General features: G+C 52.8%; 10 protein-coding genes. 4 read left to right on the forward strand and 6 right to left on the reverse strand.

What is annotated here, in order from left to right:
• Window positions 1-3: 3 nt before the first annotated feature.
• The 5 genes from ACX3M4_RS13700 to ACX3M4_RS13720 all read right to left on the reverse strand — a co-directional run bounded on the left by ACX3M4_RS13700 (window position 4) and on the right by ACX3M4_RS13720 (window position 6181).
• Window positions 4-642 (reverse strand): acyl-homoserine-lactone synthase, encoded by a 639-nt coding sequence (locus tag ACX3M4_RS13700; protein ID WP_459359430.1) that lies wholly within the window; start codon window positions 640-642, stop codon window positions 4-6.
• Between the two features lie 85 nt (window positions 643-727).
• Entirely contained in the window at window positions 728-1453 is a 726-nt protein-coding gene (locus ACX3M4_RS13705) for a LuxR family transcriptional regulator (protein WP_459359106.1), read from the reverse strand.
• 351 nt (window positions 1454-1804) lie between these two features.
• Window positions 1805-2866: an ABC transporter ATP-binding protein gene (locus tag ACX3M4_RS13710; RefSeq protein ID WP_459359107.1), complete on the reverse strand. Its 1062-nt coding sequence runs from the start codon at window positions 2864-2866 to the stop codon at window positions 1805-1807.
• Between the two features lie 17 nt (window positions 2867-2883).
• On the reverse strand, window positions 2884-5070 hold the full coding sequence (locus tag ACX3M4_RS13715) for an ABC transporter permease (RefSeq protein WP_459359108.1): 2187 nt from the start codon (window positions 5068-5070) through the stop codon (window positions 2884-2886).
• An 85-nt stretch (window positions 5071-5155) separates the two neighbouring features.
• Window positions 5156-6181 carry an ABC transporter substrate-binding protein gene (locus tag ACX3M4_RS13720; RefSeq protein WP_459359109.1) on the reverse strand — a complete coding sequence of 342 codons (1026 nt, stop codon included), beginning with the start codon at window positions 6179-6181 and terminating at the stop codon, window positions 5156-5158.
• A 421-nt stretch (window positions 6182-6602) separates the two neighbouring features.
• Between ACX3M4_RS13720 and ACX3M4_RS13725 the strand changes: the two genes are divergently transcribed.
• The 4 genes from ACX3M4_RS13725 (at window position 6603) to ACX3M4_RS13740 (ending at window position 14777) form a co-directional block, all read left to right on the forward strand.
• Complete coding sequence (locus tag ACX3M4_RS13725; protein ID WP_459359110.1) at window positions 6603-7334, forward strand: response regulator; 732 nt, start codon at window positions 6603-6605, stop codon at window positions 7332-7334.
• Window positions 7325-9889 (forward strand): ATP-binding protein, encoded by a 2565-nt coding sequence (locus ACX3M4_RS13730; RefSeq protein ID WP_459359111.1) that lies wholly within the window; start codon window positions 7325-7327, stop codon window positions 9887-9889. Before ACX3M4_RS13725 ends, ACX3M4_RS13730 begins: the two co-directional genes overlap by 10 nt.
• Before the next feature lie 185 nt (window positions 9890-10074).
• Entirely contained in the window at window positions 10075-11970 is a 1896-nt protein-coding gene (locus ACX3M4_RS13735) for a methyl-accepting chemotaxis protein (protein WP_459359112.1), read from the forward strand.
• Between the two features lie 440 nt (window positions 11971-12410).
• Window positions 12411-14777, forward strand: a complete 2367-nt coding sequence (locus ACX3M4_RS13740; protein ID WP_459359113.1) for a methyl-accepting chemotaxis protein — start codon at window positions 12411-12413, stop codon at window positions 14775-14777.
• 80 nt (window positions 14778-14857) lie between these two features.
• Here the strand turns inward: ACX3M4_RS13740 and ACX3M4_RS13745 are convergent, their stop codons facing one another.
• A complete protein-coding gene (locus ACX3M4_RS13745) occupies window positions 14858-15592 on the reverse strand; it encodes a TetR/AcrR family transcriptional regulator (RefSeq protein ID WP_459359114.1) in 735 nt (244 codons plus the stop codon).
• Window positions 15593-15613: the final 21 nt, after the last annotated feature.

Below are 15613 nucleotides of genomic sequence, written 5' to 3' on the forward strand. Positions count from 1 at the left end.
CTTTCAGCTGTCCGGTTTGAGGTAGAGAACCGGCGCCCAGAGGACGGGCTGGTGGAAGTCTCCCCTCTCGCGCATGTTTTCCAGAATATCCAAAGAGACTTCGACGAAGCCGGCGAGCGCCATTGTGTTGCCGATCTGTTGGGGTGAGCCCAGTCTCTCGAGCGGCCAGCCGGCCTTGCGCAGGATCCGTTCCATTCGGGTATCTGTGACTGTCACGATGCGGCCGGCGTTTCGGGCGATGGCATATTCGAGCATGGCTGCAAAGAGCTTGTAGGTGTCGACGGCGATGCCATGGCGGGTCTTTTGAGCTCCGCTGTCGAGATCGAGGGCAAACCGGCTACTTTCCAGGATCGAGGCGTCCTCAGGGACTGCGGTGCCGTCAAGCAGGGCGGGAAACGTATCGCGCAGCATTGTCGGGCCGGTTGTTGGTAGAAAGCGGACACAGCCCGAGACACGCCCCTTGTCGTTTTTCATGACAAGGTAGTCGGGGCAGTCGGCATCGTAGGTATCGATTTCAAAACCGCCTTTGGCAGGCACGTCCCACTGGAGCCGATCGTTGAACACGCGATGGCGCAGCAAGTGCATGTCCTGAATCTCACCGGCGAATTCACGGTACCAGTGCTTTGAAATGAGTAATATCATCATCTTCTCCAATTGCTGAGGACGCCATTGGAGCGAGTTGATGCGAGTAATCATCCTGACAACCATTACAGGTTGCATTTCGCTTTCAGATCAGATCCGACCTGGAAGCGGCCACGATGGTGATTGCCTGAGCGACCGTGCGGACCTTGAACTTCCTGCGCACGTTTTCGAGATGAAAGACAACGGTGCGCCGCTTGATGCCGAGGATTTCGGCCGTATCCCCGGCGGACTTTCCGCGCATTGCCCACTGAAGGCATTCCAGTTCCCGCTTTGTCAGCACGATGCCGTCGACAGTCTCGGCTCGAGACAGGAGCCTTCGGGCGTGGATGTGAAAGCAGGTCGCCATCAGCTGGAGAGCTTGCCGGTGGTGCTGCACGGTCTTTTCAAAGCGAACGTCTTCGGCAGCGGCAGCAAAGGTCACTGCCGCCTTTTTCTGGAAACGGTCGTGAATAGGAATTGTAAGGCCGCGGCCTATTCCATAGTCTCCGGCCTCCTTGAGAACGACTGCCACTTCTGCGGTCAATCCCGGGGAATGATCGCCGAATGGCCATGAGAAAGTCCCGGGCTGCGTTTCCATCTTCAGTACGACCGGATCGATCCTGTGATAGTTCCGCTCCCGATAGCGGGCGGCCCAATCTTGCGGGTAGTTGGTGATGATGTGCGGCTCGGCGCGTTTTCCGTCGGAATAATAGATGTATGCGAATAGATTTATTTCAAATTCGCGAACCGCGATGATCATCGCTTCGCAAAAGTCTTGCTTGTCGGCGCTACTCGATAGTTGGGTCAGGAATGTTTCAAAAACGTGCTGCATCCGGAGTGTCCGAATTACGAACATTCTGCCGTGCTGTTGTCGAGCTAGAGATTTTCGCAACCTTTCCGGGATCAAGTTAAATTTGGTTGGGTCCGGGCCACAGCAGACTAGGGGAAGTTAGCTGCTGCTGTCGGAGGTGACTGGCCCGGACCTAAACAGCCTGATGCGCCCATGAACCTGCAATGGCTACAGTCTTGCAAGTTGTTGGCTACGCAATCAGGCTGTTATCGGCTAAAAGAAAATATTCTGCGCGAGTTTATGGCGAGCTCCCAGATGGCCAATATTCCTGGGAACAAACTTCGGTCTATTGAACCAAATATTTTCTTTTCTGAGGTTTACGCAAATGTGAGATCACGAAACCAATCGCACGTCTCTTGGTTCAAAGCTAACGAACACAGCTTCTCCAACTGAAATAGGCGTTTCGGTGACACTCGAAGTAATGAACAGGCTCCCAATTGATCCTTCAACCGTGTACTGGATCATGTTACCCAGATAGGCTGCAGAGGTCACTTCGGCTGCAAAACCATTCTCTGAGTTCTTTCTACAAATACTAATTTGATGCGGCTTTACTGCGATTTTTACCTCATCGCCAAGTCCGTTACAGTGGGAAACGGAAATTTGCCGGTCGCCTAATCGTACTATTGAGGCTCCCGCTTCTTGCCTGACAACTTCGCAAGGCACCAAATTGGCATCGCCAATAAAGTCAGCAATGAATGCTGAAGTTGGCTTTTCATAGAGGTCCCAAGGTGTCCCGCTCTGTGCGATTTCGGCATTGTTCATCACGACAATCCGATCTGAAACGGCCATCGCCTCTTCCTGATCGTGCGTTACATAGACAGCCGTTAGGCCGAGATCTTGCTGGATCTGGCGGATTTCCTCGCGAACATGCCGACGCAGCTTTGCGTCGAGATTGGACAGCGGTTCATCCAGCAGCAGCACTTCAGGTTCGAGCACGATGGCCCGGGCCACCGCCACTCGTTGCTGTTGTCCGCCCGAAAGCTCACTTGGCAACCGCCTTCCGAACCCCTCTAGCCCGACCATCGACAGGCCACACTCCGCTTTCTCATTAGCTTGCTTGCGAGGCATTCCCTTGACGGTTAGTCCGTAGGCGACATTTTCAACGACGGTCATATGAGGGAACAGCGCATACGACTGGAACACCATCGAAACCTTGCGGTAAGTGGCGCTAAGATGCGTTACATCTTTTCCTCCGATCAGGATCGTTCCCTCAGATGCCCCCTCCAATCCCGCAATTAAGCGTAAGGTGGTAGTCTTTCCGCAGCCGCTTGGCCCGAGCAGTGTTACGAGTTTGCCAGCATCGATCTTCAAGGACAGTTCTTTCAACGCGACAACCGGACCATATCTCTTGACGACATTGCGGAACTCCACGGTTCCCTTGACCACGTTGTCCATTTTCCACTCCGAGATATTCATGCAACCACAGCGCCTTCCACGCGGTTCGTGCGGCGCAGCCGGCGCTGGCCGACTACAAGCTGAAGCAAGAGTATCGCCGCGAGCATTGTAATGATCAGGACAGTCGAATAGGCGATCGCGAAACCGAACTCGCCGGCCTCGACGCGCCCAACGATGAAAGAAGTCGCCATGTTGTGTTTGGCGCTGACCAAAAAGATGACGGCGCTGACCGAGGTTATCGCTCGGACGAAGCTGTAGGTTAGCGCGGCCAGCAATGCCGGACCGAGCAGTGGTGCAATCACCCGTTTGACAGTCGTGAAGCTATTCGCGCCCAACATGATCGACGCCTCATCCAGGCTCTTGTCGAGCTGCGACATTGCCGCCACACCGCCCCGTACACCCACGGGCATGTTGCGGAACACAAAGACGATGATCAGTATGATGCTAGTCCCGGTCAGTTCGATCGGAGGAAAGTTGAATGCCATGATGTAGCTGACACCGATCACCGTGCCTGGAATGGCGAAGCTGAGCATTGTCCCGAACTCGAACACGCTCTTGCCGACAAAGCGCTGTCGGACAAGAAGATACGCAGTTGCTAGACCTATTAAGGCCGTTAAGGGTGCTGCGACGGTAGAAATGGTCAGCGTTGTGAAATAGCTGTCCCAGGCTGCTCCGGCAAAGCGAATACCTTGATCGAGCTCAATCCTAAAGGCCCGCACATAGTGTTCGAGAGTAAAGCTGTGGTCGTACCCCCAGAGTTTCACGAAGCTGCCGAAAACGATCATGGAATAGACAACCGCTGTCAGAGCCGCCCAAGGTAAGGTAAGACCGTAGCAAAAGCTTTTGACCAGCGGACTAAGGCCTGCGTGGCGGCCGGAATCCGCTTTGCCGGTCACGGTCGCATAGGATTTCTTGCCGAGCCAGGTCCGCTGCGCGAGAAACGCGCAGAGTGTCAGCAGGAGCAAGGTGAAGGCCAGTACAGCGGCTTTTGCAGGGTCTGCAACCGAGCCCACAATCGCATAATAGATGTCGGTAGAAAGAACGTCGAAATTGCCGCCCAAAACAAGAGGGTTGCCGAAGTCCGCGAGACTTTCGATGAAACCAAGAAGAAATGCGTTGGCAAGACCTGGTCGCATTAGTGGCAAAGATACATACCGGAAAGTCTGCCAACGGTCAGCGTCAAGAGTCTGGGAAGCTTCTTCCATCGACGGACAGACACCTTCCACGACACCGATGAGAACAAGGAAGGCAATCGGCGTGAAGGACAGCACTTGGGCGAAATAAACTCCCCAGAAACCGTAAAGCCAGCGCGATCTTTCCATTCCCGTCCAGTCCGCGACGAATTCGGTTACTGTTCCAGTCCGTCCAAAAAGCAAGATGAGCGCCAGCCCGATCACAAAAGGAGGCGTGATAATGGGGATAATTGTAAGGACACGCAGAAGTTTTTTTGCGGGAAAGTCCGTTCTCGTAAAAACCAGCGCGAATGACAAGCCAAGCACCGTTGTGCCGATGCCCGTAGCCGTTGCCAGAAAAATAGAATTGATTGCAACCCCGCAGGGATCCGTCCCCGTCAAGCACGCAAGGCTCCAGAGATCGACGGAAAAAAATTCGCTGACAAAGACGACAAGCGAATATCCACCTTCTGGAAGCTGAAATGCTCGAACGAGAATATGGAGCACCGGATAAAAGACGAAGACAAGGACAAGAGCCACAATCAGGCCGATCATCGATGTGATGAAGGCATCTCCTCGCCCCTTACTCACCTGGGAGATGGACGTCGTAAGCACGATTAGCGCGGAAAGTGCGAATATGGCAGCACCCGCCCCCATGCCGGCTTGTCCCGTTTGAGCGGGAAGACTATCGAAAAGACCATTCAGAAAGACCGGACCATAGCGCGTGAGAGCAAGCCCCTGCAGCGCGAACACAAACAGGGCTGAACCGGACAAAGTAGCGACTATCTTAGCTTTTCCAACATCATGCAGAGGCATGCACTGAACCGGCATCACGATCGCCAAAAGCACGAGGGGCGGAAGAAGCCACCAGTGTCCGTCGAAAAAAGCGCTCACGATACCCGAGGCATAATCCCCGGCAAGAGGTCCAGTTAGCAATGCTCCAGAGAACATCCCTTTATCTGTCATGTACCAGGGCAGCAGGCAAAAGCCTGCCAAGCCGGCCACCACCCACAGTGTTACCGTCCGTTCCATTTTAGGTTTTCCAGAGTTTATCGTTTGAGTTTCGACGGGCGGGGCTTCCGCCGCACGCTCCGCCCGCCTACTCAGAGAAGCCGCATCAATTGGCCGCCGGCTTCACTTCCTCATCCCATCGCGCCAGCAAACGCTTGCGGGTTTCGCTCGATCCGTATGTCGCAAAGTCGTAATCGATCAGCTTGATAAGAGACAATTCGGGAGAATTTTCCGATACTTCGGCATTGGAGTTGGAGGGAACTTGAAATTCTCCCGCCTCTGCTGAACGTGACTGAACTTCCGGGCGCAAGGCAAATTCCACCCACTTTCGAGCTTCTTCGAAGTTCTTGGCATCTTTGATAATGCTGACTGCGCCGACCTCGTAGCCGGTACCTTCACACGGGGCTACAATCTTGAGCGGAAAACCTTCGTTTGCCAATGCGACCATGCCATGCATAAAGGAAATCGTGATGCCGGTCTCACCTCGCGCAGCAGCTTTGGAAGGTGCCGAACCGGATTTGGTATACGAATTCACATTCTTGCCGATTTCCGCCAGCAACCGGAATGCCTCGTCCTCACCGAATAGCTGAACGAAAGTTGCCAATTCGGTGTAGGCTGTTCCGGAACTGTTTGGATTTGCGACCTGAATTTCACCGGCGTAGACAGGATCCACAAGGTCTTTCCAGCAAGCGGGAGGTTTAATGCCTTTGCTCTCGAAGATGTCGGAATTGTAACCGATACCGAGAGCACCCGCATAAATGCCGACGGTATTTCCGCCGGATATCTCGCTCATGTTCTGCGCCCAGCCAAGCAGTTGGCTCGTGTCAACGCCGGAAGGCTGCAGCAACCCCTCTTCCGCTGCGATCAGATGTGGGTCGCCAGTACCACCCCACCAGACATCAATCTTTGGATTCCCCGCCTCTGCACGAATTTGCGCAAGTGTTTCTCCTGTGCTCTTTCGCACCATCAGCACTTTCGTATCGGGATATTCTTTCTCGAAAGCGTTCGCCATCAGATCGCACCATGGCTGCTCTGTGCTGCAAACAACGTTCAACTCACCCGCCGATGCCGAACTTGCTAACCCCGCAGTGACAACAATTGCAAGAAGTATTCCTTTCCTGAGCGATGACATACTTTCCTCCCATTCCGTCGACCACTACCACTTCTCACCATTGAGGTGGCAGCCGTCATCTTGATAACAGGCAAGAATAAGAATTTCTTCGGATATTGTATTTTAAATACTAAAAATCGAAAGATTTATATCAAATATATTCAAAATATTACAAATATTTAAACTGGTATTTACAATTGAAATTTTAAAGACCGAGACCTTTCAATTTCAAACATCTAAAACTCCACAAATGGAGGAACGCTGTAAAGTAAGTGCCAATCTCGCGGTATCCATGTTGCGAGTAGGAAAATCTGACCTATGGTAAGTTGATTAGCCGTTGCCTGCAAATTGACTCTAAGGTCCGGCAATAACGTTTGCTCAACTATGCAGCAAGAGTCTTGCAGCTGTCGGCAAGTGTTGTTTCATTGGTAGGGGGAGATTAGTGGAGAAGAAACCGAAAATCGCCATAATCGACGACGATGCAGAGATTCGAGCCTCTCTTATAGACTTGATGACCGATAATGGGTTCGAAGCAGCCGCCTTTGAAGGCGGCAGCGACTTCGCGGAGTCTTTGTCACAAGGCAACCTAGCTCTTGCGGTAATCGATCTCAAATTGCGCGGGGAATCCGGGCTCGCGCTCGCTCAGCAAATCCGGATTACTCACGACTTGCCGATTGTGATGTTGACTGGCGTCGGTGACGATCTAGACAAGATTGTTGGCCTGGAGGCCGGCGCTGACGACTACATCATGAAACCTTATAATCCTCGAGAGCTTGTCGCGAGAATCCGGGCAGTATTAAGACGTTATGATATTTCGAAAGCAACAGAACCTAGATTACCAGTACCACCGTCTCATTCCATAGGTTTTGGTGATTTTTTTTTAGACCTGGAAAAGTGCGAATTGTCGCGCACCACAGGAGAGAAAATACCTCTCACAAATGCTGAGTTTCGTATTCTCGAATTCTTTGTGAGCAATCCAAATCACGTGATTACGCGACCCGAACTTCTTCAGACGCTTGGATCAGATTTGGATCGTTTTCTCGATCGCACAATCGACGTTCTCATATTGAGGATTAGGAGAAAGATCGAGAAGGCACCGTCAAAACCGCGCCACCTTCAAACACGTCGCAATGCAGGATATATTTTTGTAGCGGAAACGAAGCAGTGTTCGTGACGCGGCAATACAGGCTAGACGCGATTTCCATTCGCTCAAGACTCTGGGTTGCTTTGGCATTGCTCGCCTTGTCTACGATGCTGGTCGGTGGTGTCGCGTGGCTGACGCTAGACGAAACTGACCACGAACTGGAAAATCTACACAGTCAAACTCTTGCAGGTGTTGCAACCGCCATCAGGCTGTCCACTCGTTCGGCAGACATGGCTTCTTCAGCCCCCTTTCTACTGAATTTTGGATCTGTCGAACGAATTAGACAGGAAGGTGAAGTCCTCGTTGCGGCAATTTCGGAATCCATCGATCGTTGGAAATCCGCCTCCCAGGCACCATCCTCCGAAACAGTGATTTCGACGGTCTTTTCCGATGCTATGATTGCCATGCGGCAGTCGATACGCGAGTTGATCGAAGTTGCGATCACACTTGAGATGGCTCAAGAGAATGTTGTCAGGGTGAACACTGTGACGACTGCCCTACGTGACCGAATTTCTAATAAAATCGAAGATTCCAATGTAGATAGAAACATTAGACTGAATTGGATTTCTCTGCAATTCATTGCCAATACTTCAATATCCGCTGGATATTCCAGAAATCATCTAGATCTTGGCGAAATTAAACGAAGCTACAACAAGCGAATCCGTGAAATAAGAGCTTCCAGATTGACTGCCGAGCAAGAACTTCTTCTTCAGGATATTCGGACAAGCTCTGAAGGGGTGGGTGGAATTTTTTCACTAAGAAGCCAAGAACTAAAATTGACATTGGTTGCCAAGAACGCCCTGTTTTTAATCCGTCAGAATGCCAATGCAATTACCGATCTCACCGGTACGTTCGCGAGGGAAGCGGAAGAACATCTTAGCTTACGCCGGAAAGAGACTGTTGCTGCGATTAATTTCGCAAAATCGACAATACTCATTCTTGGTGTCGTCAGCATTGTGCTTGCTGCTTGTTCAGCATTTCATGTCGCCTCATATGTCACAGGCAATATCAGCCGTGTGGCCTCCGCTATGAAGCGTCTGGCAGAAGGGGACCGGAAGTCCACATTGCCACGCAGCTTTCGCAAGCGGGATGAAATTGGAGATCTCTTCAGATCGTTCCGGACCTTCCGGGCAAACGCGCTGCGCCTCGATCGATCCAATTCCCAACTTCATCAGCGAAATGCGCTCCTGGAAAAAGTATTCAACAACATGAGCGATGGTGTCGCGGTAACCGATGAGACAGGGAAAATTCGCTATCTCAACCAGAAATTCAGTCAGGTGTTGGGGAACGATGGCGATTTATTCGCAAGAGGTACAATATGCGATGCACTTCGAACCTACGGCATCTTGCGAGAGCCGGACACAGATCTCGACGTGCACTTCCAAGGCTCCGCTGAGTTGCGAAGTGGCGATGGTCAGGTCCTGACCCTCAGGGCAAACCAGCTGCCTGAAAACGGACGGGTCTGGCTTCTAACGGATATTACCGAAAGCCGGAAAGTCGACGAACGGCTGAACCAAATCCGCCGCATCGAGGCACTTGGAAAGGTGACGGGCGAAGTTGCACATGATTTCGGAAATATCCTGTCGTCCATATCAACCAATCTCCATCTGTTGGAAACGCGCGATGACGCGCAAAATGCCGCCTGTGTCCGGACGCGGATTGCCAATGCGGTGGAAATCGGAACATCCCTTACACAGCGTCTGCTGGCATTCGCTAAAAAGCAGCAACTTGTTCCGGAAATTGTTGAACTCAACAGCCTCGTAGAAGGCGTGCTCGACCTCATCAGCATTGGACTAAAGGACGGGGTTCAACTTGAAACCGACTGCGGTAGAGAGCCAGTCTACGTGAAAGCGGATCCCGGCCAACTTGAAAGTGCAATATTTAATCTTTGCTTGAATGCGAACCAGGCGATTTCGGAGACCGGTGAAATCAGGGTCAAGGTTCACGTCGACATGCCGGCAAGTGCCTCGATCACCGTCGCCGATAATGGCTCGGGAATGGACGAGGTGACTTTGACACAAGCGATGGAGCCGTTCTTCACGTCCCGGGATGATGGTGAAGGTACCGGCCTCGGACTTTCCATGGTCTACGGATTTATCAAACAGACCGGCGGTGACATTAAGATTAAGAGCCAGTTGGGCAAAGGCACGAGCGTCCAGATTTCCCTTCCAATCTGCTCTCCTCCGGTAACTGAGCGGTGGACGAATGATAGGGTTATGCGCGCACTTGTCATCGACGATGACAGTCACATACTGAAAAGCATCGGCAGAGATCTGGAACAGCTGTCCTTCTCCACGACGCTTGCCGCAAGCTTTGACAGTGCCCGAAAGGCACTGGCGGAAAATGCTCCGTTTGATCTTGTGTGCACAGACCTTCAACTGGAGAACGGCACATCCGGATGGGATCTGGCCGAACAGGCACTCAAGGCCAACATGTCAACGCATGTGTGTGTCATCTCCGGAAGATTGCCGGGACATCATCCAATCCTCACGGGTTATCCCAGCCGTGTCACCTGTTTCTCAAAACCCGCTTCCTTCGAAGATATACAGAAGCTTAACATTAGATTAAGAGCCTCTCAGAATTAGAATTCCGCAACGATACGTAGAGCATCAGAAATAATTCGAAGTTTGAAATTTAGTAAATATTATTAACAATTGAAATTTTTGTAATCATTTACTTTTAAATACATAAAAAGATTAACCAGTTTAAAATTAAGCCCAAGGAAAATTGGCCGCATCGACCTCATAACGATTAATGAAAGCCAACAGAAATGAAACTTCGCGGCAAATTTTTACTACCCTGCATGGGAATACTTGTTATTTGCATGACCGCTATGTCAAGTTTGGCGATCTACAGAGCGTCATCCTCCCTGCAAGACGCAACAATCGCGCAGTTCGAACAGACCGCAAGGCTACTGGCTTCCGCCGGCAACGACTGGATCCGCTCCCGTATTGCAGACACGGAAGCGTGGGCGGCAGATGAACTGCTTGCCAAAGCTGCCGGCAGTACTTTTTCAGCGGAGGCAGCCAGAACCGCCGCCGGAAAGAACTTTGAAAAATTCCTGAAAAGCTACGCCTATCTCAATCAGATTTCACTGTACAGCCCGGACGGTACGCCGGTGCTACAGAAGGCGAGAGACGGGATCGAGCGGCCTTTCCTCTCCGCGTCGTTCAAGTCCGGCCAACCTGAGGTGACAGCGGAAGTCATCCTGATTTGCCAACCGATCCTGAACAGGAGTGGTGATATGATCGCCTCAGTTGTTGCCGTCTTCGATCCGGCGGTGCTCGTGGATGAGAAATTCGCGCCCATCAACTTCGGCCAAACCTGCACGGCTTTGTTGCTCTCGGCTGACGGGATTTCGCTTAAGGACGGGAGCGCCGATTTCGCCGAATTTGCAAGTATCCCGGATGGCGCGACCGCAGGTCATTTTACCGCAAGCTTCGGCGACGAAGACGTGATTGCTGCCTATTCCTCCTTAACCGAGCTGGACTGGTATGCGTTGGTGCTGATGAACCGGGACGAAGTCATTGCCAAAACGAGCAACTTGACCTGGGAAATCCTGCTGATTTGCGCAACGACATTGCTGTTTGTCGGGGCGGCAATCCTCTATCTTGTTCAGAAATTGGTTCGACCTATAAACCGCATAACCGGACTGATGGGGTTATTGGCGGAGGGAAATGTCGACTTCTCGCTGCAGGAGTACCGTAGATCCGACGAAATCGGCGACATGGCAAGAGCCGTCGGGGTATTTCGGAATAACACCTGCGAAAAGAACCGGCTGAACGAGGAGCAACAGATGATCTTCGCCCAGGAGGAAAAAGAACGAGAACGGGTTACCCAGTTGATAGAGTCCTTCCGGCTGGAGACCCGCGAAAAGCTGCAAAGTGTCAGACGGCAGACCGAGGCCATGCGCCAGTCGGCTCAATCGTTGAACGACATAGCCTATGAGAGCACCGCCAATGCCAAGCAGACGGTTACCGCCACCGATCAATCGAAGGAAAACATTGGGTTGATCGCCGGCAGCGCGGCCGAACTCTCGGCATCTTTCGAGGAAATCGGCAATCAGGTCCTCAGAACCATCGAAGTTGTTTCAGAGGCCAACAGACATGCCATCGATACCAACAAGCGCGTCGACCGGTTGGCGGTCGTCGCGGATGAAATCGGCAACGTGGTCGGCCTCATTTCGGAGATCGCAGAACAGACCAATCTTCTCGCTCTGAACGCGACCATCGAAGCTGCACGGGCAGGTGAAGCCGGAAAAGGCTTTGCTGTCGTTGCCAGCGAGGTCAAGTCCCTTGCTGAACAAACAGCCAGGGCAACGGAGAGCATTGCCTCGCAGGTCGGCGAAATACAGGCCACCACGAAAGAATCTGTCGCAGCAATCGGATACATTACAGAAACGATGCAAGCCATTACGGAGCACACCGAATTCATTTCCAGCTCTGTGGAGCAGCAAACCGTCGCCACATATGAAATACACAAGAGTGTCTCTGAGGTTCTAAGCGGGACGGGTGTCGTTGCGACGACGATCGACAAACTCAATGCAGGCGTCGAAAAAACTCTGGCATCTGCTGGGACCGTCATGGATGCGGCCAACAACGTTGACAGCGAAGTGGGCACGCTCAACACTTGCTTTGAACACTTCATCGCACAAGTTTCGCGATAGTTTCCGTCAGCGTTGAGTGTTCAGCGGCGATGGATTGCCCAACGCAGTGCGGCCATTGCCGCTGACTTGGCTCTTTGGACGGTCTCCGAACGCCACGCCGGCGCAGCGTCAGACCGTGTCTCCGGTCAACCGGCAACGCTTTAATCGCTCGCAGACGTGCACTTTTTCTCGGCATTCATATTGGCCGAAATGCGCTGGATTACGTCATTTTTGGCTTGACCGGCCGTATCCTTCGACAGACTCGCAAGACCTTTGGCTACCTCACCCAACCATCTGCTAGGCGAGGCAGTTTCGTGCCGGACAGCAAGCTCGCAACTAGTTACACGCATCCCAACTTTCAATGTTAATCATTTTTTCAAATAAGTAATAATATTGTTATTTAAGTCCTCAACGAACCAGGTGCGCTCACAATGCAAGGCTTGATACGCTTTTTCGAAAACATGAAATTTGGCTTCAAACTCGGCGGCGGACTCGCCCTCATTCTGATGCTCACTATTGCAGTAGGAGCGGCCGGGCTCATCGCAACAACAGTCCTTGGCGGCCGTATTTCCGCGACCGAACGATCCTCCCAGGTGCTCGCGAAGCTGCAGGATGTCATGTCCGCACAGGATGCATTCCTCAGCGCGAGGACAAAACCCGAGGCGGACGAAGCTCTTGAAGAGATTTCCAGCCTGTCGGAACGGATCAAGTCGGCGGCCGATGTGTCGGACGGCACGAGCGGAGCGGCAACGGACAAAAGTGTTGCCGAGTACAGGACGTCCTTTTCGGAAATTGTCCGGGCGGTCGCAAGCGAGGATGCGGAGATAAACAAGATCGTTCGTGCTTCGGACGCGCTGAACGGTGTCGCGGGGGGTATCGGCACAGCCGCCGAAGATCAGAAAACCAAATCCACCCTCGTCCTACAGTCGAGCCGCCTCAAGATGGAAAAGGCCCGGGAAGCCAACGCCATCACTTCAGCCATTAAGAAACAACTCGGCCTCGTCAACGAAGAGCTGAATGCAAGTTACCGGGATGTTTCCAAAACAGTGTCCGTCAAGGCCAATATGTCCGAAACGCTGAACCTTTCCAAAAAACTCAAATACAAGAGCCTCGACGGCGTGAGCCCCAGGAAGCTTGCGCAGCTTCACGATCTGGCAAAAGACATCTCCAAGATAGCGGACCAGACCGAGGGAACCAGAAACAATCTTTCCTCTCTCAAGAATGCCCTTATCTCCATGACGTCCGCCATCGAAGACCTCGAAAAGCTGGTTGCCTCGAGTGTCGAGGCTGCCCAGGATACGATTGAGAACGCCCAAAGTCAGTTCATTCTGGTGTCCAGGCTTGCCGATACTGCCGCGCAACTGCAAACCCTGTCGGCCGAGGCCAAGGCCAATGCTTTCTACTTTGTCATGGGGGAGGAAAGCCTTGGCCGTGAGAATACCTACCGGCAAATCGAGGCGCTCCACACCGCCGTTGGAAACCTTGCCGCACAGGCACCTTCCGCTGGCATGACAGATGTGGACGAGAGCGTGCTGAAGGAAGAAATCGAGCGTTTCCGGAATTCGTTCGACGCGCTGGTGGCAAGCCGGACCGAATTTCAGGCGAAGAAACAGATCCTCGCCGGAACCTCGGCGTCGATCAGATCGGCGGTCATTACCGCGGTTGACGAAGAAGCTGCGGTTGCCAGGAAAGCCAAGACACTGGCTGACTATGTCATCTACGTCTCGATCCTGTTGACGGCGCTGGCCGGCGTTTGTGTCGCTTTCATTCTCACGCACGTAATCACCCGGCCCATCCGTCACCTGACATCGGTGATGTCGGAACTCGCAGGCGGTAACGTGGCGGTTGCGATCCCCTATGCGGGCCGGCGGGACGAAGTCGGCGATATGAGCGACACGCTGCGGGTCTTCAAGGAGAACGCGGAGGAAAAGCAGGCTCTGCAAGTAAGTCAGCAGGCTGAGGAGCTTGCTCGCCATGATCGCCAGCAGAAAATGGAACGCCTTATTGAAACCTTCCGGCCCGCCGCCCTGGAAGTACTGACCTCAGTGGAAAGCACCGCATCCGCGCTGGATAGCACGGCGCATTCGCTGACAACTGTCGCAAACAACAGTTCAGAACGGGCGATCAAGACGCTCGGAATGACGGAAGACACGACCCAAAGCGTCCAGACCGTCGCCAGCGCTTCGGAGGAACTGGCCGCATCGATAAATGAAATCAGCCGTCAGGTGTCGCGTACTTCGGAAATTGTACAACAGGCCGGAGAACGTACGGAACGTACCAACTGTAAGATCGAAGAGCTTGCAGCAACGGCCACCCGCATCGGAGAGGTCGTACGTCTTATCCAGGATATCGCCGAACAGACAAACCTGCTGGCGCTCAATGCTACGATCGAGGCGGCCCGCGCCGGCGAAGCTGGAAAAGGGTTTGCTGTCGTTGCAGCGGAGGTGAAAGGGTTGGCAAACCAGACGGCCAGGGCAACCGAAGACATCAGCGAACAAATCACTTCGATCCAGGGAGCGACATCGGACTCTGTTCTAGCTATCGAGGAAATCACGAAAATCATGGAAGAAATCGAGGCCCACACCTCTGCGATCGCATCGGCCGTCACCCAGCAGACGGCCGCCACGGAAGAAATCTCCAAGAACGTCTTGACGGCGGCAAACTCGACAAACCATGTCCTCGACGACGTGAGAGAACTCTCTGGAGCGGTCGATAAGACCAACGGCTCAGCTGGTGAAGTCCTTTCCGCCTCCACTCGCCTGAGCGACGACACTCACAGACTCAGAGACGAGGTCAATAGCTTTCTCGAAGGTGTTGCGGCGCTCTGACGAACTTGAGGGCCCGGTAGCCAGCATAAAAAATGCGCCGCAGACAGACCTGCGGCGCATGCAAATTAGAGAAAAGTCCTTTAGCTGGCAGTGGTTCCGGCTTTCAGATATCCGAGCACCATTTCCTTCATCAGCCTGCGTCTGGCGTCCAGGGCCTCCGGCTTCATATGGTCGTAGTTGTAGATGACGGTGTTCGTGAACCTGTTGTTCAGATAATAATATCCCATACCCGCAATGGCGTGATTGAGCTGGACGACATCGACATCGTTTCGGAAGATCCCTTGCGCTGCTCCCCGCTTCAAAATCGTATCCATCGTCTTGAAAAGCTGACCAGTTTCTCTGCGAACCAGGGATGACTTCTGTAGGTATCTTGCCTTCATCAGGTTTTCCTGGTTGATCAGCGCAAGAAAACTCGGATGCTCGATGAAATACTGCCAGGTCGCCTCAATGAATTTTTCTATCGCGTCCACAGGCTCGAGATCCAGAAGAGACATCTCCTCTTCCATGTGGCGGATGCCATGATAGGCGTTCTCCAGAACCGCTATGTAGAGCCCTTCCTTTGAACCGAAATAGTGGTAGATCATCTTCTTGTTGAGACCCGCCTTGTCAGCGATCTCGTCCACTTTGGCGGCGCTGAAACCGTGATCGGCAAAGACCTGTTCGGCCACGGCGATCAGGTCATTGGTTGCCGCTTCCGCGTTTCGGATCTGCTTTTTCGATTTTTTCCGGGCAACGATTGTTGGCGTCGCCGACGTCGCGGTCTTCTGCGTCCGACGGGATGATGGGGCTGTAAGCTTCTCGGTTCCGGTACTCATGTCTCAAATCTTCTCGATCTA

This window comes from Roseibium sp. M-1, from assembly GCF_054515675.1.